This is a genomic window from Halomonas sp. THAF12 (genome assembly GCF_009363675.1).
In the GTDB taxonomy this organism is placed as follows: domain Bacteria; phylum Pseudomonadota; class Gammaproteobacteria; order Pseudomonadales; family Halomonadaceae; genus Halomonas; species Halomonas smyrnensis.
The window spans coordinates 2,400,156-2,419,714 of sequence record NZ_CP045399.1; the positions used below are offsets into that span (position 1 = coordinate 2,400,156).

Annotated in this window: 15 protein-coding genes; 6 read left to right on the forward strand and 9 right to left on the reverse strand. The window is 63.3% G+C overall.

All coding sequences use genetic code 11. The annotated features are described in order from the left end of the window. The first annotated feature begins 27 nt into the window (after positions 1-27). Positions 28-1,653: a BCCT family transporter gene (locus FIU88_RS11030; RefSeq protein ID WP_152479273.1), complete on the forward strand. Its 1,626-nt coding sequence runs from the start codon at positions 28-30 to the stop codon at positions 1,651-1,653. A gap of 169 nt (positions 1,654-1,822) precedes the next feature. On the opposite strand, the gene FIU88_RS11035 is transcribed toward FIU88_RS11030, so the two are convergent. The 7 genes from FIU88_RS11035 to FIU88_RS11065 all read right to left on the reverse strand — a co-directional run bounded on the left by FIU88_RS11035 (position 1,823) and on the right by FIU88_RS11065 (position 12,312). Then, positions 1,823-2,323 carry a tautomerase family protein gene (locus FIU88_RS11035; RefSeq protein WP_253742814.1) on the reverse strand — a complete coding sequence of 167 codons (501 nt, stop codon included), beginning with the start codon at positions 2,321-2,323 and terminating at the stop codon, positions 1,823-1,825. Positions 2,324-2,362: 39 nt separating this feature from the next. Then, on the reverse strand, positions 2,363-4,873 hold the full coding sequence (locus tag FIU88_RS11040; RefSeq protein ID WP_152479274.1) for a CoA transferase: 2,511 nt from the start codon (positions 4,871-4,873) through the stop codon (positions 2,363-2,365). Positions 4,874-4,947: 74 nt separating this feature from the next. After that, positions 4,948-6,510: a BCCT family transporter gene (locus FIU88_RS11045; protein ID WP_152479275.1), complete on the reverse strand. Its 1,563-nt coding sequence runs from the start codon at positions 6,508-6,510 to the stop codon at positions 4,948-4,950. A 62-nt stretch (positions 6,511-6,572) separates the two neighbouring features. Next, entirely contained in the window at positions 6,573-7,334 is a 762-nt protein-coding gene (locus tag FIU88_RS11050) for an enoyl-CoA hydratase-related protein (protein ID WP_152480217.1), read from the reverse strand. Positions 7,335-7,599: 265 nt separating this feature from the next. Next, on the reverse strand, positions 7,600-9,000 hold the full coding sequence (locus tag FIU88_RS11055; RefSeq protein WP_253742515.1) for a CaiB/BaiF CoA-transferase family protein: 1,401 nt from the start codon (positions 8,998-9,000) through the stop codon (positions 7,600-7,602). 27 nt (positions 9,001-9,027) lie between these two features. Continuing rightward, positions 9,028-10,692 (reverse strand): GMC family oxidoreductase, encoded by a 1,665-nt coding sequence (locus tag FIU88_RS11060; RefSeq protein ID WP_152479276.1) that lies wholly within the window; start codon positions 10,690-10,692, stop codon positions 9,028-9,030. Positions 10,693-10,800: 108 nt separating this feature from the next. Further along, positions 10,801-12,312, reverse strand: coding sequence for a CoA-acylating methylmalonate-semialdehyde dehydrogenase (locus FIU88_RS11065; RefSeq protein WP_152479277.1), 1,512 nt, complete (start codon positions 12,310-12,312; stop codon positions 10,801-10,803). Between the two features lie 175 nt (positions 12,313-12,487). On the opposite strand from FIU88_RS11065, the gene FIU88_RS11070 reads away from it, so the two are divergent. From FIU88_RS11070 to FIU88_RS11080, 3 genes are all read left to right on the forward strand, one after another. Then, the gene (locus tag FIU88_RS11070; protein WP_152479278.1) at positions 12,488-13,393 is read left to right on the forward strand and encodes a LysR family transcriptional regulator; all 906 of its coding nucleotides are present in this window, start codon (positions 12,488-12,490) and stop codon (positions 13,391-13,393) included. A gap of 178 nt (positions 13,394-13,571) precedes the next feature. Beyond that, positions 13,572-14,210 (forward strand): TetR/AcrR family transcriptional regulator, encoded by a 639-nt coding sequence (locus FIU88_RS11075; protein WP_152479279.1) that lies wholly within the window; start codon positions 13,572-13,574, stop codon positions 14,208-14,210. Positions 14,211-14,281: 71 nt separating this feature from the next. Beyond that, the gene (locus tag FIU88_RS11080; RefSeq protein WP_152479280.1) at positions 14,282-15,268 is read left to right on the forward strand and encodes an MDR family oxidoreductase; all 987 of its coding nucleotides are present in this window, start codon (positions 14,282-14,284) and stop codon (positions 15,266-15,268) included. 160 nt (positions 15,269-15,428) lie between these two features. Here the strand turns inward: FIU88_RS11080 and FIU88_RS11085 are convergent, their stop codons facing one another. Together FIU88_RS11085 and FIU88_RS11090 are read right to left on the reverse strand one after the other, a co-directional pair. Then, a complete protein-coding gene (locus tag FIU88_RS11085) occupies positions 15,429-17,108 on the reverse strand; it encodes a diguanylate cyclase (RefSeq protein WP_152479281.1) in 1,680 nt (559 codons plus the stop codon). A 235-nt stretch (positions 17,109-17,343) separates the two neighbouring features. After that, the gene (locus FIU88_RS11090; protein ID WP_016855416.1) at positions 17,344-17,667 is read right to left on the reverse strand and encodes a gamma-glutamylcyclotransferase; all 324 of its coding nucleotides are present in this window, start codon (positions 17,665-17,667) and stop codon (positions 17,344-17,346) included. Between the two features lie 208 nt (positions 17,668-17,875). Between FIU88_RS11090 and FIU88_RS11095 the strand changes: the two genes are divergently transcribed. Then, a complete protein-coding gene (locus FIU88_RS11095) occupies positions 17,876-18,406 on the forward strand; it encodes a TetR/AcrR family transcriptional regulator (RefSeq protein WP_152479282.1) in 531 nt (176 codons plus the stop codon). Then, on the forward strand, positions 18,393-19,451 hold the full coding sequence (locus FIU88_RS11100; RefSeq protein WP_152479283.1) for an alcohol dehydrogenase family protein: 1,059 nt from the start codon (positions 18,393-18,395) through the stop codon (positions 19,449-19,451). The genes FIU88_RS11095 and FIU88_RS11100 overlap by 14 nt, the downstream gene beginning before the upstream one ends. Positions 19,452-19,559: the final 108 nt, after the last annotated feature.

Below are 19,559 nucleotides of genomic sequence, written 5' to 3' on the forward strand. Positions count from 1 at the left end.
CATTCACCTACAACAAAAGGAGTCGCTATGTTCCATCGGATGCGACCGCTGGTCTTCTGGCCACCCTTTATTCTTCTGATGCTGGCGGTCGCTGCCAGCATCATCGACCTGCAAGGCTTCCTCGCCGTGACGGGAAGGCTCAACACCGCCATTCTCGAGAATGTCGGCTGGCTCTTTTCCCTGACCTCGCTGGCCATGGTGATTACCTGCCTGATCGTCTTCCTGTCCCCGCTGGGGCGCACCCGCATCGGCGGTGAACACGCCCGGCCCATGCTCTCGGCCTGGCGCTGGTTCTCGATCACCCTGTGCACCACCGTGGCGGTGGGCATCATGTTCTGGTCCACCGCCGAGCCGCTCTATCATCTGCATTCCCCTCCGGCATCGCTCGATATCACGGCCAACAGCCTGGATGCGGCCCGCTTCTCCCTGTCGACCATGTTCCTGCACTGGTCCTTCACCCCCTACGCCATCTACACCGTGCCGGCGGTCATGTTCGCCATCGCCCACTACAACATGGGCAAGCCGTTCTCGCTGGGCTCCTTGTTCACACCGATCCTGGGTGACCGCCTCATCGGACGCCCGGGACGCCTGCTGGACGCCCTGGCCCTGTTTGCGCTGGTCTGCGGGATGGCCTCATCGCTGGGCACCGGCGTCATGACGCTGGCCGGCGGCGTCGACCGCTTCCTGGGCACCGGCACGGGACCACTTGCCCTGGGCGTCGTGACGCTGGCGATCGTCACGCTGTTCACGGCCTCGGCCGCCAGCGGGCTCCAACGCGGCATCGCCACGCTCTCCGCCCTCAACGCGCGGGCCTTCTTCGTCTTCATGGCCTTCATCTTCCTGTTTGGACCGACCCGTGACATCCTCGGCTATGGCGTGGAGTCCAGTGGCGCCTATGTCGGACAATTTCTGGAAAAGAGCCTGTTCACCGGCGCCCTGGCCGATGATCCCTGGCCAAAGAGCTGGAGCATCTTCTATTGGGCCAACTGGATGGCGTGGGCCCCGATCACGGCGCTCTTCCTCGGCCGTATTTCACGGGGCTATACCGTGCGTCAGTTCATGCTGATCAACCTGGTCGCGCCCGCCCTGTTTGCCATTGCCTATGTCTCGGTCACCAGCGGCAGCATGCTGCACCTGGATCTGACGGGCGACGGCGGCATGTATGCCCTGCTGCAGGAAAATGGCCCGGGCGCCATGGTCTACGCACTCCTCGACGAACTTCCCCTGGGCGGTCTCAGCGCCGCGGCTTTCCTGGCGATCGCCTTCCTGTCCTACGTGACCGCCGCCGACTCCAACACCGAAGCGATCAGTCAGCTGTGCAGCAACGACAGTCAAACGGCCTTGGCGGGCGACGGTGATGATGACAATGCCGCGGGTCGACTGCCGCTCAAGGTGCTGTGGGGTACCACCATCGGCGCCGTGGCCTGGATCATGACCAGCTTCGTGGGTGTGGATGGCATCAAGATGCTATCGAACCTGGGGGGCTTTCCGGCGCTGCTGATCGTCATCCTGGCGACGGCCTCTCTGCTGCGCCTGGTGAGCCTGGGCACGGCGGGGGCCGGCATGGAGCGAACGCCGTCGCGCACCTACTCCGAAGAGGCCCATGCCCGCTGGCAGCAGCGGCGGCGCTTGGCAGAGTCGGAACAGACATGATGGCTTACCTATCCGCCCTTATGGGCGGATAGTTCATTGTGCTGGCCTATACCACCTACCACTGATGTGCCCCAAAGAGCATTTCTTCTCACACCTCATCCTGAGCACTCGGCTGCCAAGAAAGCAAAAGGCCCGCATTAAGCGGGCCCGATGCGCAAATCCAGCCTCCTCACTCCGGACAGAACTGCGCCACCCCATCCTGGAACGACCAATCGATATCCCGGTTCTCGGTGATAGTAATCATCACGTTGCCGGGGTCGATACCGGGGTTACGAGCCAGCGATTCGACCACTCTTGCATAGAACTCCTTCTTGGCATGAGCCGGCTGGCCACCTCGCATCACCAGATGCATCATCACACGATCTGTATCGCGCTTCTGAAGCTGAAGGCATTCAGGATCACACTCATTAACCACTTGATATCGATCATCCTCGGGAAACCCCATGGTATCGATCACCGCCGCATTGACCTCATCGGAAATCGCCTTGATGTAATCTCTGGATTTCCCCTTAAGCACATTGATAGTGACAAATGGCATCATGCCCTCCAGTTGCAGCCAGGAGTCTGGCTGCCATGTATGAAAATGAAAAATAAGGATCCCGCATTCCGAGCGATGTTTGGGCCTCGACGCCAGAAATAATGGACCGATACCGCACCCTAAAAGCTTCATATACGGCACCGGTCATCCAGCCTAAGGGCCTAGCTATCTTCAGGTCGGCAGGTACTCACGGCTCCAGCTCTCAGACACGACACCCTCCTCGATCAAGCGATCGATCTCTTCGGTCGAGTGTCCTAGCTCCTCGAGCACGCTCCGGGTAGAGGCTCCATACTTTTCGGATGGCGCCAGCGGATAGATCCTGCCCCGCTTGGGTCGGATCGCATAGGGGTCGAGCTGGGTGATCACATGCCCGCTGGGGTGATCCTCATAGACAGAGAAGGAATAGCTTCCCCGGTCAATCCCCGTGCTGTCGTCTGCCGGATGCGCATTGTAGGAGCGGAGCGTCTCGAGGTTTTCACAGACGGCGGCAGCGATGTCGGCCGCCTGCAAGCGCTCTACCCAGTCGAGGGCGCGCATGGTCAGGAAGCGTGGCGCCAGAAAGGCGGCGCGTTCGCCATGAGGCACCTCCTCAAGGCCTTCCAGGCCCTCGACCTGCGAGAATTTGGGCAGGTCATACTCATAGGCACTGATCAGCAGGATGCCGTCAGAAGCAGAGTAGAAACGCGACAGGTCATCGTAACCATTGACCTCACGACCCGCCGGTTCATCGAACAACCCGCGGCGCTCATAATCGTAGCAGAACGGCAGCTGTGCCAGACCGCTCAGGGCAGACAGCGAGGTCTTTACGCGATCGACCTTGCCTGTCTTGAGCTTTTGATACAGTGCCGTTGCAATACCGAGCGAGGCCCCGAAGCCACACATGACATCGATGGTGCCGACGTGGGCATGTTCTTCCGGCGTGTCCATGCTGCCGCCGAAGCGCAGCATGATGCCGGTTGTTGCCTGCACCAGATCGTCGTAACCGAGGTAATTGGTCCGTGGCCCCGGCAGTACACCGCTGAAACAGTCCAGCTGACAGAAGATGGCCTGAGGATTGAGGCGCTTCATGCCCTCTTCGGTCAGCCCCATGCGTGCCACCTGCTTGTCGGTGGCGTTCCATACCACCACATCACTCTGACGGATGAGTTCCTCAAGAATCTCCCGCCCTCGCGGCTGGGTGATATCGGTCAGCACGGATCGCTTGGAACGCATGTGCGACATACCGAAGATGACGGTATTCCAGCAGTCATAGAAGGGTTTGGCCGGATCGATCTTGATGACTTCTGCCCCGAATCGTGCCAGGTAAGCCACGGAGTGCGGCCCAGCAATCACGTTGCACAGGTCGAGAACACGCACCCCTTCCAGCCAGCCATCACGGGCATTCTTGGCCCGCACCCTCGGCAGCTTGGTCTCGATGCTGAGCAGTGCGTTCAGCGCATCCTGAAAGCCGACCCAACGACGAGGCGTAGGCGACAGCATCTCCGTGCCGCTACTCTGCAGCCATACCATCGGGCCGGGTTGTGTCATGACGCCAAACTCCGGGTCGTCCACTTCGACCATCAACCCGGCCGTCTCGGCATGGTCATCGTGAATCCATTCCTGCAGCCAGCGCTGGGGGGCACCGGGAAACTTGCCGCGACCGAAGATCTTCTCCCACTCCTTGGAGGTACGGGTCATGAAGACCTCTTTCATGCGGGCGGCGATGTGATCGGCCCAGTGCTTGGGCAGGGGATAGACGCCCAGCGACATGTCGGAGGCCCATTCGCTGGTCGGCCGGTAGGTATCCGGTTCCTCGTTCATGCCCTCGGCGACCAGTTCATCGTAGATGCCCAGCACCTTCAGGCAACGCTTGGCGTGCTGATTGTGGCTCGGACAGACCACATAGAACATGCGGCCATCCTTGCACTTGTAGCTACGATAAAAGGGATCCAGCAGTTCCTGGAGTTCATCGTAGCTGAGGTTCATGGGCAGGCCTTCGATACGCCGCCGCTCGATCTCCTTCTCACGCTGGGTCTTGTAGCGCTCCGGCAGGTTATCGATCTTGATCGAGTTATACGTCAGCCCTTCCATCAACGCACAGACCAGGGGGACTTCGATTTCATCACCCAGCCCCGTGCGCTCACGCCCCTGCAACGCCAGCACGACCGAAGATGCTGCCAACATGGTGCCGTAGGCAGAACCCAGTGGCAGTGGCGAGAATGACGGATTGACCCCCATCAATACCCGGTTGAGCCCCATATCCGTGAAGACACCGGAATTAGCCGCAATGACGCTTTCGAAGGCGTGCCAGTCACGCCTCAGCTGGTCGTTGGAGGCGAAGCCAGGAATCGACAGCGTGATCAATTCGGGACGCTCCTGCCGCAAGGCCGTGAAGTCGATACCGAGGCGCGCCATCACACCGGGACGGAAACTCTCGATGACGATATCGGCTTCTTCGATCAACGCCAGTGCCTGCTCCAGCCCCTCCTCCTGTTTGAGGTCGATCGATACGCTCAGTTTATTACGATTGAGGGTCGCATTGGCGGGAGATTTCCAGATAGGCCCGCCTGGAGGATCGACATGGACGACGGTGGCGCCCAGATCCGCCAAGATCATGGCCACCGCCGGACCGGCAATAAACTGTCCAAAGTCGATGACCTTGACGTCTTTCAAAGGCAGATTGGAATTGGGATTTAACGCCATCTTGGGGTTCCTTATCACGCCGATATTGCTTTATTGGATCTAAAGGAGGCTTTTCAGCCTCCTGACATGATCAATTAATTTCGATGGTCTTCGATGACGAGATGCGGCTCCAGCACCTTCTTGGCGAAGTCCTGCCGCAGCCAGCGGATCAACGACCAGACCAGAATGCCTAGCACCGGGATCATGGGGAGGGCCACCACGATGGTCGACGTCTGGACGGCCTTGAGCCCGCCGAGCTGAATCAGGGCAACCCCCACCCCCGCGATCAGAAAGGCCCAGGTCAAGCGGATGGAGCGCTTAGGCTCTTGATAACCGGAGAGTTTTCTGGATGTCACCGAGGCCAGGACATAGGCAGAACTGTCCAGGGTAGTGGCCAGGAAGATGAAGCAGAGCAGGATGAACACGCCCGTGACCACCTCTGACAGAGGCAGCGTGTTGAGAATGGCCTCTACGGCTGCCGGAATGCCGCCCTCATCGAGGATACCTGCCACATCCAATGCACCACTGATCTGAAGATCGAGCGCATAGCCGCCCCAGATGGCAAAGAACACCCAGCACCCCAGTGCACCAAACACCATCTCCGCGATGATGAGTTCACGAATGGTTCGACCACGAGAGATGCGCGCCACGAACAACCCCATCATGGGCGCGTAGGCGATCCACCATGCCCAATAGAAGACTGTCCAGTCCTGCCAGAAGCTCGAATCGCCGACCGGATCGGTCCAGAGGCTCATTTCCACGAAATGAGACGTCATGTTGCCAAGACTGTTCACCCACCCCTCGACCATGAACAGCGAGTCCCCCACCAGGAAGGTGAACGCGAGCAGGAAGATGGCCAGCCAGACATTGATATCGGAAAGGATACGGATCCCCTTGGCCAGACCGAACCATACGCTGGCAGAGAAGATCGCGGTCCAGATCAGCAAGACGCCGACGTCGAGCATGAAAGATGGTTCGATGCCGAGCAGCCCACTGGCAAGCTGTGAGACCAGCGGAACCGCCAGACCCAGCGAGGTACCCACGCCACCCACGATGCCAAAGACGACGACCGCATCGAGGATGGATCCTATCCACCCATCGGCATGATGACCCAGCACACCACGCGAGGCGACAGAGAGCCTGACACCGGGGCGGTTGTGGACATACATCGAATAGGCGATGGGAATCGCGGGCAGGCAATAGAACGCCCAGGGCGTGAAGCCCCAATGGAACTGACCGTAGGTAAGCGCCCACTCTGCCGCGGCATCACTCGCGGGCTCGACACCGAAGGGAGGACTCGTGAAATAGTAAATGGGCTCTACCCATGCCCAGTTGACGATAGCGATACCGATCCCGCCGGCGAAGATCATCGCCACCCAGCTGAAATACGAAAACTCTGGCTTGTCGTCAGGCCCACCCAAACGCACATTTCCATACCGACTCAGCGCCAGCCCTATCAGAAACAGGACGACACTCAGCCCGGCGATCATATATAGCCATCCAAACTTCCCTGTCGCAAAAGCGAAAGCGGCGTTGACCAGGGCAGCCCCAGACTCCGGGAAGATGATCAGCGGGACCACCAGCCCAATGATAACGAAGACTGAGGGCAAAAAGACCCTGAAGTCCAGGCTATCGCCTGACTTGCTTGGCGTGCTCATGTGATTTACCTCTTGATTGTTGAAATTGTTCTTCAAGGTGCTTTTAAAGGCATCTTTAGCCCCTACCGATGACGAAAGACCGGGGCGCGTTTCTTGACGAAGGCGTTCATGCCCTCCTTCTGTCCTTCGGTCGCGAAGGCCGCCTGGAAGAGCAGGCGCTCCTGGCGCAGGCCCTCGGCGAGCGGGGTCTCGAAGGCGGCATTGACGGCGGACTTGGCCATCTTGACGGCTGGCGCGTTGTAGCCGGCGATGGTATGGGCCGCCTCGAGCGCGTTCTGCATCAGCTCGTCTTTGGGCACCACCCGAGCCACCAGACCGATCTCCTTGGCTTCCTGGGCCCCGATGTTGCGACCGGTCAGCACCAGGTCCATGGCCATCGCCTTGCCGACCGAGCGGGCCAGGCGTTGGGACCCTCCGATACCGGGCAGGATGCCCAACTTGATCTCCGGCTGGCCGAACTGGGCGTCGTCCGAGGCGATGATAAAGTCGCACAGCAAGGCCAGTTCACAGCCACCGCCGAGTGCAAAGCCACCGACCGCGGCGATGATCGGTTTGGAGATCTGTCGCACCTGGTCCCAGGGAGACAGGAAGTCATCCATGTAGAAGTCGGTGAAGGACTTCTCGGCCATCTCCTCGATATCGGCGCCGGCGGCGAAGGCCCTGGGGTTGCCGGTGATGACGATCGCCCCGATGCCCGGATCGGCGTCCAGTTCGCGAAGTACCGAGAGTGTCTCTTCGGCCAATTGCCGATTGAGCGCATTCAGGCTCTTTGGCCGGTTCAGGATGATGAGCCCGACCCGCTCACGCCGCTCCACGACGATCATCTCGGGAGTGTTGTTATTCGACTCATCAGAAGAGGAGGACTCAACATGTTGCGTTTGCGCTTCCACTTTTTTATCCATCTTCCAACTCCTATTTGTTCTTGGCGGTCTACTTGGCTTTTTAGCCCGTGGGTAGAACAGACTTTTACTTGTATACGAACTCGAAGGAGGCCCACTCTATGTGCCGTTGACGAGCGGACATGACGCCCTCTGTCAACCGGCAGGGGTGCGTTCTGAGCAGACCTTGCCCCCTTCGTCAGGCATCACGTTACTTGGTCAGGTTGGGTTGTCGCCTTCCACGAGACGACTGGTTGCGATCCTTTCTTGCGGGGTCTTGCGCGCTCTTCGGCTTGTGCTCGCCACTCGAATGGGTCGGCGCTGGTGCCTTGGATGTGACAGGACGAATGTCTTGTAGGGGAATCTCCGTACCAGAGACATCGGACTGCGCGCCGTGCATGTCCGGCTGCGTGGGCAGATGGTAGGAACCGTGTCGTGCCATCAGTTCGTCCAGGATGGCTTCTCGATGTTGCCCGAGCCCCGGTGCCTTGGATGGGACATCACTATCGAAGTCCTCGCGCCCGGTCAGCTTGATCGGGTTTCCCGCCGTCCGGAAAGGCTTGCCGGCCTTGCCCTGGACCTGGACGATCATGTTGCGGGCCTTCAACTGCGGGTGATCGAACAGCTTGTCGATGGTGTTGATCGGCGAACAGGGCACTCCCTCCTCGTTGAGCAGATCCACCCAGTGCTGGACGGGCTGCTGTGTCAGGATCTTTTCCATCTCGGCGACCAGCTCGGGGCGGTTCTGGCAGCGCAGGTCGTTACTGATGAAGCGGGGATCGAAGGCGAGCCTTGCCGCACCGATGGCATCGGCCATCAGGAGGAAGAGCGTATCGTTGCCGGCGGCGATGACGAGCTTGCCGTCCTTGGCATTGAAGCTTTCGAAGGGCGCCAGTGAGGGATGGCAATCGCCGGTTCGGTTGGGCACCTTGCCCTCGATGTCGTAACGCGCCAGGGCGGTTTCCATCAGCGCCGCCTGGCAATCGAGCATGCCGATATCGACGCGGGTGCCCTGGGCGTCCTTGGTCCGGCTATAGAGCGAGGCGATGATGCCCACCGCCGCGAAAAGCGCCGCGCTCAGGTCGCCGAAGCTGGTCCCCACCCGCGACGGTTCGCCATCGGGCCATCCCGTCAGGCTCATGATCCCGCCCATGGCCTGTACCACCATGTCGTAGCCGGGCAGCTCGCTGAAGGGGCCGGTATGGCCGAAGCCCGAGATCGAGGAATAGATCAGGTGAGGATGCGTCCTGGCCAGGCGCTCGGGGCCGTAACCCAGGCGATCCATCACGCCGGGGCGGAAGTTTTCGACCAGCACATCGGACTCGTCCAGCAACCGTTCCAGCAGCTCGCGGTCGCGGGGTGACTTGATATCCAGGACGATGCTTTCCTTGTTGCGGTTGAAGCAGCTGAAGTACGCGCTCTCGCCCTCGACGAACGGACCGAACTCGCGGGTATCGTCGCCGGTGCCGATCTTCTCGACCTTGATGACGCGGGCCCCCAGATCGGCCAGCACCATGGTGCAATAGGGCCCGGCGAGCACCCGAGAAAAATCGAGCACGGTCACCCCATCGAGAGGGCCCTTCTTGAGCTCCGGTTGCGTAAAGGTGGCCATCGGTGTTCTCCCAAGTTCCTGCAGAATTTATTGTGATGTCAGGATCCAGCCCGCGGCCTTCTCGGCGATCATCAGGGTCGGCGAGTTGGTGTTGCCGCTGGTGATGGTGGGCATGATGCTGGCGTCCACCACGCGCAGGCCCGTCACCCCCCTGACGCGAAGATGGGAATCCACCACCGCCATGGGGTCGTCGTCGCGGCCCATCTTGGCGGTGCCCACCGGATGGAAGATGGTGGTGCCGATATCGCCGGCCAGCCGCGCCAGGTCGTCGTCGGTCTGGTACTGCGCCCCCGGCTTGACCTCCTCAGGCTCATACTTGGCGAAGGCCGGCTGGGCGGCGATGTGACGCGTGACCCGCAGCGAGTCGGCGGCGACCTGGCGATCCTCAGGCGTGCTCAGGTAGTTGGGGGAGATCGCCGGCGCCTGGCGAGGGTCGCGGCTCTTGATGCGCACCGTGCCCCGGCTGGTGGGGTTGAGGTTGCAGACACTCGCGGTGATGGCCGGGAAGTCATGCAGCGGCTGGCCGAAGGCCTCGAGGCTCAGCGGCTGGACGTGATACTCGAGGTTGGGGTGCGTGTACGCCTCGGAGCTGCGAGTGAAGACACACAGCTGGGACGGCGCCATGCTCATCGGCCCGGAGCGCTTCAGGGCGTATTCCAGGCCGATCTTCGCCTTGCCGAACAGCGTGTTGGCCATGGTATTGAGCGTCTTGGCGCCCTTGACCTTGTAGACCGAGCGGATCTGCAGGTGGTCCTGCAGGTTCTCGCCCACGCCGGGCAGGTCGGCCACCACGGGGATCTCGTGCTCGGCAAGCAGCGCCTGCGGACCAACGCCCGAGATTTGCAGCAGCTGCGGCGAGCCGATGGCACCGGCGGATAGCACCACCTCGCGACTCGCCGTCGCCACGACCTTCTCCCCCGCACGCTCGGCCGTGACCCCACAACAGCGGGGCTTGCCGCCCTCGTCTGATGCAAAGTCGAGCCCCATCACCTGGGTGGAGTGCCAGACGGTCAGGTTGCCGCGCTGCTCGACGCCCCGCAGGAAGGCCTTGGAGGTGTTCCAGCGCCAGCCCGAGCGCTGGTTGACCTCGAAATAGTCCACGCCCTCGTTGTCGCCGCGATTGAAGTCACGGGTGCGCGGGATGCCGGCCTCCACGGCCGCGGTGGCGAAATCATCCAGGACCTGCCATTTCAGGCGCTGCTTCTCGATGCGCCACTCGCCGCCATGGCCATGGAAGTCACGGTGGGCGGCGTCGGCATCGCCCCCTTCATCCAGGCGGTGATGATCCTCATGCTTCATGAAGTCGGGCAGGCAGTTCTCCCAGCGCCAGGCGTCATCACCGGTCAGCTCGGCCCAGCCGTCATAGTCACGGGCCTGGCCGCGCAGATAGAGCATGCCGTTGATGCTGGAACAGCCGCCGAGGGTCTTGCCCCGCGGATAGATCAGCGAGCGACCGTTCAAGCCGGGGTCGGGCTCGGTGCGGAAACGCCAGTCGGTCCGGGGGTTGTTGATGCAGTAGAGGTAGCCCACCGGGATGTGGATCCAGTGGTAGTTGTCACGACCACCGGCCTCGATCAGCAGCACCCGGTTAGTTGGGTCAGCACTGAGACGGTTGGCAAGCAGGCAACCGGCAGTGCCGGCGCCCACCACGATGTAGTCGAAGGCATGGGTGTTGTTGGAATGATCAGCCATGGCGTGCTCTCGCTGAGTATGCCGGCCCGCCCGCCAGGAAGGTGGCGGGCGTCGATCTAGGGAGTCCCCCGATCGGCCGGCATACGGGTCGGTCAGTGTAGGAAGGCGTTATTTGGCCGTCGGCATGGCGAACTCGGCGCCCGCGTCGATGGAATCCGACCAGCGCTGCATGATCGACTTCTGCTTGGTGTAGAAGCGCACCCCCTCCTCGCCGTATGCATGGGTGTCGCCGAACATCGAGCGCTTCCAGCCACCGAAGCCGTGCCAGGCCATGGGCACCGGGATCGGCACGTTGATGCCGACCATGCCGACCTGGATGCGCCGACCGAACTCGCGGGCCACGCTGCCGCTCTCGGTGAAGCAGCTGACGCCGTTGCCGAACTCGTGATCGTTGATCAGCTGGATGGCGGTGGCGACATCCGGCACGCGCACGCAGGCCAGCACCGGCCCGAAGATTTCTTCCTTGTAGATGGTCATCTCCGGGGTGACATGGTCGAACAGGGTGCCGCCCATCCAGAAGCCGTCGGCGCAGCCCTCGCCGGTGGTGCCCGGATCGAAGTCGCGGCCATCGACGACCATCTCGGCGCCCTCGGCCACGCCCTTCTCGATGTAGCCATTGATGCGCTGATGCGCCTGGGCGGTAACGATGGGCCCCATCTCGGCATCTAGCTCCAGGCCATTCTTGACCTTCAGGTCGCGGGCGCGCTCGGCCAGCCGCGGCACGATCTTGTCGGCCACGTCGCCGACCAGCACCGCCACGCTGATCGCCATGCAGCGCTCACCGGCGCTGCCGTAGGCCGCACCGATCAGGGCATCGACGGCCTTGTCGAGGTTGGCATCGGGCATCACCACCATGTGGTTCTTGGCGCCCCCCAGCGCCTGGATGCGCTTGCCCTGGCGGGCGCCCCGCTCATAGATCAGGTTGGCGATCGGGGTGGAGCCGACGAAGGAGAGCGCCTTGACGTCGGGATGGTCGATCAGCGCCTCCACCGAGTCCTTGTCGCCCTGCACCACGTTGAAGACACCATCCGGCAGCCCGGCCTGCTTGAGCAGGTCGGCGATCATCAGCGAAGCGCTGGGATCCAGCGGGCTCGGCTTGAGCACGAAGCTGTTGCCGGCGGCGATCGCCAGCGGGAACATCCACATCGGCACCATCACCGGGAAGTTGAACGGGGTGATGCCGGCGACCACGCCCAGCGGCTGGCGGGTCGTCCAGTTGTCGATCCCGGTGCTGACCTGCTCGGTGTAGTCGCCCTTGAGCAGTTGCGGAATGCCGCAGGCGAACTCGACGATATCGATACCGCGCGCCACCTCGCCCTGGGCATCGGTGAACACCTTGCCGTGCTCCCGGGTGATCGCCTCGGCCAGCTCGTCCTTGTGGGCGTTCAACAGCTGCAGGAACTTGAACATCACCCGCGCCCGGCGAATCGCCGGGGTGTCGGCCCAGGCGGGGAAGGCAGCCTGGGCGGCGGCCACGGCGCTGTCCACGTCCGCCTGGGACGCCAGCGCGACCCGGCCGGTCACCTGGCCGGTGGCCGGGTTGGTGACGTCCTGATAGCGGTCGGCTTCGCCATTAGTCTTATGGCCATTGATATAATGCTCGATGCGCTCGCTGGTCATGTCTGCCTCTCTTCTTATGTTGCACTGCACACTGGATTGCCCATTCTGCTGGGCCTGGTAGCCCCCCAAACTAGCGCACGGCGGCAGGGAATCAATTGAGAAAGCCAAAAGCGGGGTATAAGCTTCGCAAATATCTTGCCGCTCATCACCGCGACTGTTTCCAGGGAGAGAGTCAATGCATGACCTGAAGGCCCTGCGCGCCTTCGTGGCCGTGGCCCACGAGGGCAGCGTGTCCCGCGCCGCCGAGGCGCTGCACCTGACCCAGCCCGCCGTCAGCCTCAAGCTCAAGCAGCTGCAGGAGACCCTTGGCCTCAGGCTCTTCCAGCGCCACGCCCAGGGCCTCTCGTTGACCGCCGATGGTCACGCGCTGCTGCCCTCCGCGGAGACAGCCCTCGCGGCATTGCAGGCCTTCGACATCAGTGCAGCGTCGATGCATGACACCCTGCGCGGACGCCTGCGCATCGGCACCATCGTCGACCCGGAGTTCATTCGCCTGGGCGCCTTGTTGCACCAGCTCGTGCAGCGGATGTCTCAGGTCGAGACCGAGCTGCATCACGGCACCAGCGGCTATGTGCTCGAGTCGCTGCTGCGCCGCGAGCTGGATGTCGGGTTCTATCTCGAATCCCCCGGCCAGATGCCGGAGACCGGGGAAGGGGCACCGGCGGTGGAGATGATGGAACTGACGCGGTTCGCCTACCACGTCATCGCCCCGGCCGGCTGGTCCTCGCGCCTGTCGCGAACCGACTGGCCCCACCTCGCTACCCTGCCCTGGGTCGTCACCCCGCCGCGCTCGGTCCATCACCGCCTGCTGAGCGAGCAGCTCGCGCCCCACGGCCTGTCGCCGTATCGCGTGGCCCAGGTCGATCAGGAACCGTGCATGATCGACCTGGTGCGGGCCGGCGTCGGCCTGGCCCTGGCCCGTGATGCCACGGCCTTGCAGGAGCGCCAGGAGCGTGGCCTGGTGATCGCCGAGGGCATCCGCCTGCCCTGTGCCCTGAGCTTCGTCTGGCTCGAGGAGCGGCGCGACGAACCGGTCATCGCCGCCGTGCGACACGTGATGGCCGATATCTGGTCGCCCTAGACCGGCAGACGAGGGCCCGGTCAACGCCCACGCACGCCATGATCGGCATACATCGCGTCCATGTGGATCTCACGCCAGGGCGACCGTCCCCGCCACTGTCGCTGCCGCCATCCCTCTTTCTCCAGCTCTTTCCCCATCGGCGGTTGTCATGAATAGACGGTCGGTCTATATTTTATTCATGACAGCCAACAAAGCCCCCAGCACGCGACGCCGAGGCCGCCCTCCCAAGGTACCGAGGGAAGACCCGGACACCCGCGCCGTCCTCATCCGCAGCGGCCTCGAAGTGCTGACCGAGCATGGATTCATCGCTTCCGGCATCGATGGCATTCTCAAGCGAGTCGGTGTGCCGAAAGGCTCCTTCTATTACTACTTCGACAGCAAGGAGGCCTTCGGCCGTGCCGTGATGGACCACTACGCCGCCTATTTCGCTGCCAAGCTGGATCGTCACCTGGGCGACACGTCACGCCCTCCACTGGCACGGCTGGAAGCCTTCGTCGAGGATGCCGCTGCCGGCATGGCGAGGCATGACTATCGACGGGGTTGCCTGGTCGGAAACCTCGGACAGGAGGCCGATGGACTGCCCGAGAGCTATCGCGGGTGGTTGCTCGAGACCCTGGCCGACTGGGAGCGGCGCCTGGCGCGTTGCCTGCACGAGGCTTGCGAGGCGGGAGAGCTCACCGAGGCTACCGACTGCGAGAGCCTCGCCACGGCCTTCTGGATCGGCTGGGAAGGCGCCGTGATGCGAGCCAGGCTGGAACGCAGCGATCGCCCCCTGAGGGTCTTCATCGCCACTTACCTGAGAGGCTTGCCCCGCTAGCAGGGGCTTTCCTGGACCTTTTTATAGACGAGCAGTCTATAAAAGAATCCACCACGACACCGAGGTGCATCATGTTCAAGGCCATCCTGATCGACAAGCAGGACAACCAGCAGCGCACGGCGCTGGAGACCATCGACGAGTCGCGGCTGCCCGAGGGCAATGTCACGGTGCGCGTCGACTGCAGCACGCTCAACTACAAGGATGCCCTGGCCATCACCGGCAAGGGGCCCGTCGTGCGTCAGTTTCCCATGGTGCCGGGGATCGATCTGGCCGGCACCGTCGAGCACAGCAGCAGTGACGACTTTGCCCCGGGAGATGCGGTGTTGCTCAATGGCTGGGGCGTCGGAGAAGGTCACTGGGGAGGCCTTGCCGAGAAGGCTCGCCTGGACAGCCGCTGGCTGATTCCGCTGCCGACCGCCTTTACGCCGCGCCAGGCCATGGCGATCGGCACGGCCGGATATACGGCCATGCTCTCGGTGATGGCCCTCGAGAAGCAGGGGATCACGCCGGAACAAGGCGACGTGCTGGTCACTGGCGCCAATGGCGGAGTGGGCAGCTATGCGATTGCGCTGCTCGCGCGCCTGGGCTATCGAGTCGTGGCCTCGACCGGCCGCCCCGAGGAAGCCGACTACCTCCATGAACTCGGCGCCGCCGAGGTGATCGATCGCGGCACACTCTCGGCGCCGGGGCGCCCCCTGGGCAAGGAGCGCTGGGCGGGGGCCATCGATTCCGTGGGCAGCCATACACTGGCCAACGTCCTGGCCTCCACCCGCTACGGCGGCAGCGTGGCCGCCTGTGGCCTGGCCCAGGGCATGGACCTGCCTGCCAGCGTCGCCCCGTTCATTCTGCGCGGGGTGACCCTGGTGGGGATCGACAGCGTGATGCGTCCCGGCGCGGATCGCCTCGAGGCATGGCGGCGGCTTGGAGAGCTGCTGGCGCCTGCCCAGCTCGATGCCATCACTCGCACGATCACGCTTGACGAGGCCATAGACGCGGCGGAAGAGCTGCTGACGGGACGCATTCGCGGGCGTGTGGTGGTGACGATGACGGAGCAATAGGAGCCTGCCGGGATCGCCGAACGCACATCAGTGACCGGCCGCCGGGCGACGCCGAGTGCCGCCACCGCAAGGTGGCGGCTTAGGCCAGGGCCATCAACATGCCTCGACGGCCGACGACGCCTCCCCTTTTTTCCCCTGCCTGGGCGAGCGCCGGTGCCGCCTACAAGTGACAGACCCGATCGCGGCCGTCGCGCTTGGCACGATACAAGGCGGTGTCGGCTCGCTTGAACAAGCGTGCGAAGGGCTCTCCCCTGGCATGCTCACTGAGGCCGCCGCTGATGGTGATCCCCAGTTCAGTGCCGCCAGGCAGCGAGACGGTGCCGGCATTGACATGCTCACGCACCCGCTCCATTGCCTTGATCGCCTCTGGCACATGTGAACCGCGCAGCACCACGACAAATTCTTCACCGCCCGTCCTGGCCACGATGTCGCCCTCTCGGAGGCAACCCGAAATCCTCGCACCGAGCCACTGGAGCACGGCGTCCCCGGCATCGTGGCCATGTGTGTCGTTGACGCGCTTGAAATGATCGATATCGATGACGGCGAGCGAGAAGGGAGTCCCCTGGGCATCATGCTCGCGGATCAGCCTCGCCACATGCTGGTCCAGGTAGAGGCGGTTGGGCAGTCGGGTGAGATAGTCCCGCGAGGCCTTGTCCGCCAGGCGATCGCGCTCTTGACGCACCTGCTCGATTTCCGCCGCATCGGCGATGACCCGCTCGACGGCATTGGCCATCAGCCGGACGAGCTCGATCTCCACTTGGCTAAAGCCGTGAGGGCGAGACTGAGCACTGGAGAAATTGAGCGTGCCCCATACCTCGCCGTTGAGATGCAGCGGCACGCCGATGTACGTTTCCAGACCAAACTGCTGGTAGCAGGGATGGCCGCTGACCCGTGCGTCCTGCCCCGCCTGGGTGGTGTGGAAGACATCCTCGACATCAAGCATCAAGCGACAGTAGGTGTCTCCCAGGACGAAGGTATCGCCCGGCGCGATCTCGGCGACCTCTGACGCCGCCCACTGGACGATATACTGATCGTCGATGATACGACTGACCAGCCCGATATCCAGCGCGAGATAGGCCAACGCATCACGGAGCAGCGTGTCGATAATTTCATGGGTGCCGATATCGGTACGATTCACACCGCTATGGATATCGCGAAGAAGCTGGATCATGGCGCGATATTCCGTAATGTCCTGGATAATGGCGTAGAAGCCCACCACCTCGCCGTCCAGGAAGTCGGGCACATACTGCACTTTGAAGTAATACGTGCGGCCGTCCGCCAGCGAGATCCGGTCTTCGTAACTCACCTCCTGTCCAGAAAAGGCCTGTTGAAAGCGCGGCCAGATCTTGTCGTAGGAGGCGGCATCGAGCACGGCGGAGACCGGTTTTCCATAAAGCGCTTCTCGGCTGATCCCGATGAAGTCTACGTAGGCCTGATTATTGAAGCGAAAACGGCCCATCCGGTCGACATAGGCCACCATGACCGGGAGCTGGTCGGCGAGCCGACCGACGATGCCCTGATCGATCTGCAATGAGGCCGTGAGCTTGATGACGACGCTGCCATCGGCAAGGCCGTAGTAGCATCCCGCACCGTCTTCGAATCCCCAGGTCTCCCCCGGGCGAATCTCGCGCCTGCTCAAGCATTCCGCCACGGCCACGCCGAGCCGGGCGCGAATGTCTTTCAGCTCATCGGGGGCCATGCCGACCACATCCTCCGGCTTGCGCCCCAAAAGGGTCTGGGTGTCACCCACGGCCTCGATGATCCGCCGGTCGCGGGAGATATGGAGATAGGCTGAGTGCGACAGGGCCAGGACTTCGCCCCACCAGGCTGGTTGAGTCACGATTCTAGCCCTCGCGGTATCGTTTCCGTTTCGAGGCTTCTACTGTGCCCCCATCTCGGGCACGGGTCTATAAGCAATCCACGGGCATACCCGTCGAGATGCCGCGCGCTCAGCGGCCGGCTCAGGTCCCTCGAGGATCGGTTCGCGCTTCGCCGACGCGCCGGGCAGGGAGCCCGGATCGATGGCGAGGATGACCCGGCCCCATCTCGAGCACCGCACACTGGGCCCTCGACGCTCAACGCAGGGCGTAGACGTAGGCCTCGACCGTGCCTCCCTCGGCGAGGCGGACGGTGACCGGGGTGCGCTGGTACTCGGCGCCCTCGAAGTCGTCCAGCGCCGCCCAGTGATCGGGCAGAGCGTCGGAGACGAAGACGTGGCCCGGGATGTCGTCGCCGGCCTCATCCAGCACCAGGCCGGGGAAGCCCATCTCGGCGCCCCACCCTGCCTGCCGCAGGCGACCCTTGATGCGACCCGGCTGCCAGTGCCCGCCGATGGCCTGCATTACGTGTTCATTGGGCCCGCCCGGTCCCAGTGTGCCGTAGATAAACAGGCGTTCCATGACGCGCCTCCTGAGCGATTAGTTAAACGGCTAATTGTGTACGCCAGGCCGTCGTCGGGGCAAGTTCGGGTTGCCCTGCCCCCCGCCGAGCGCGTCACCGATGCCGGCCTCGGCCTCTGTTCCCGATATCCGACTCCCAGCGTTGACGAATGTAGAAAGATCATTCTACCCTGGAGGTAGAAAGATCTTTCTACCGATGAGGCAAGACATGGACAAGGATCAGATCGCGGCACGGCTGGAGGCGCTCTTCAGCCAGCAGGGCTTCGCCACGCCCAGCGTGCCCGAGATCAAAGAGGCTGCCGGGGTGAGCATGCGGACCCTGTATCGCCACTTTCCCTCCAAGGAGGCCATGGTGATCGGCGCCCTGGACCATCGCCATGCCCGCTATCTCGCCTTCCTGACGAGGGATATCTCGTGCCCGGGGGCCGAGGCCATCACCAAGCTGTTCCAGCGCCTGGCCCAGTGGATGGAGCACGAAGCGCCCCATGGCTGCCTGTCGATGAGCGCCTTCGCGGCCTTTCCCCACAACGCGCGGGTCAATGATTCGGTGAAACGGCACAAGCACGAGATACGCCGGCTGCTGGCGACCCTGAGCGGACGCGAGGCACTGGCGGGCGAACTCTTCCTGCTTCACGAAGGGGCCTCGGCCGCCTGGCCCACCCTGGGCGAGGAGGCCATCCGATCGGCCCAGACGGCTGCCTACCAACTGATGAGGAGAACCGACAATGACGCTGCCTGACACGATGTTCGGCATCCAGCTCACCGGCCATGGCGGCCCCGAGGTGCTGCACGCCCGTCACGATATTCCCGTGCCCAAGCCCGGGCCGGGCGAGGTGTTGATTCGCGTCGCCGCCGCCGGCGTCAACAACACCGACATCAACACCCGGCTCGCCTGGTACTCGAAAGGCGACGCCGACGGCGAGGATGCCAGCTGGTCGGGCAAGCCCCTCCAGTTCCCGCGCATTCAAGGGGCCGACGTCTGCGGCCGGATCGCCGCGGTCGGGGATGGCGTCAGCCCGGAGCGGATCGGCGAGCGGGTACTGATCGAGCCCTGCCTCCGGGAGCATCGCGGCGAACCGCTGGACCCGCCCTGGTACTTCGGCTCCGAGTGCGACGGCGGGTTCGCGGAGTACACCACCGTGGCCGCACGGCACGCCTGCCGCATCGACAGTGGGCTGAGCGACGTCGAGCTCGCCTCCTTCCCCTGCTCCTACTCCACCGCCGAGAACCTGCTGACTCGCGCCGAGGTGGCCGCGGGGGAACGCGTGCTGGTCACGGGCGCCTCCGGCGGGGTCGGCTCGGCCGCCGTCCAGCTGGCCAAGGCCCGCGGGGCGCATGTCATCGCCATCACCGGCGCCGACAAGGCCGAGATGCTGCGTGAACGGGGCGCCGACGAGATCGTGCGCCGCGAGGACGTCCTCAACGAGGTCATCGACGCCAACAGCATCGATGTGGTGGTGGACCTGGTCGCCGGCGAGCAGTGGCCGCAGTACCTGGAGGTGCTACGCCGCCACGGCCGCTACGCCGTCTCGGGCGCCATCGCCGGCCCGATCGTCGAGCTGGATGTCCGCACGCTCTACCTCAAGGACCTGCGCCTGCTGGGCTGCACGGTGCTGGAGCCCGAGGTCTTCACCAACCTGATCGCCCATATCGAGCAGGACCGCATTGCGCCCCTGGTGGCGGCGTCCCTGCCCCTCGAGAAGATCGGCGAGGCGCAGACGCTGTTCCAGGAAAAGCGTCATGTCGGCAAGATCGTGCTCGAGGTCAACCTCGCCGACGCATAGTGCCTCCGTGGCTTGCCGAGATCACCAGGCTGGACGGGCGACGCGACGTCGCGATGCGGCGCGCTGAACCCGGTGTGGGCAAGCGTCATGCCCCCTTCGGTCAAGGCT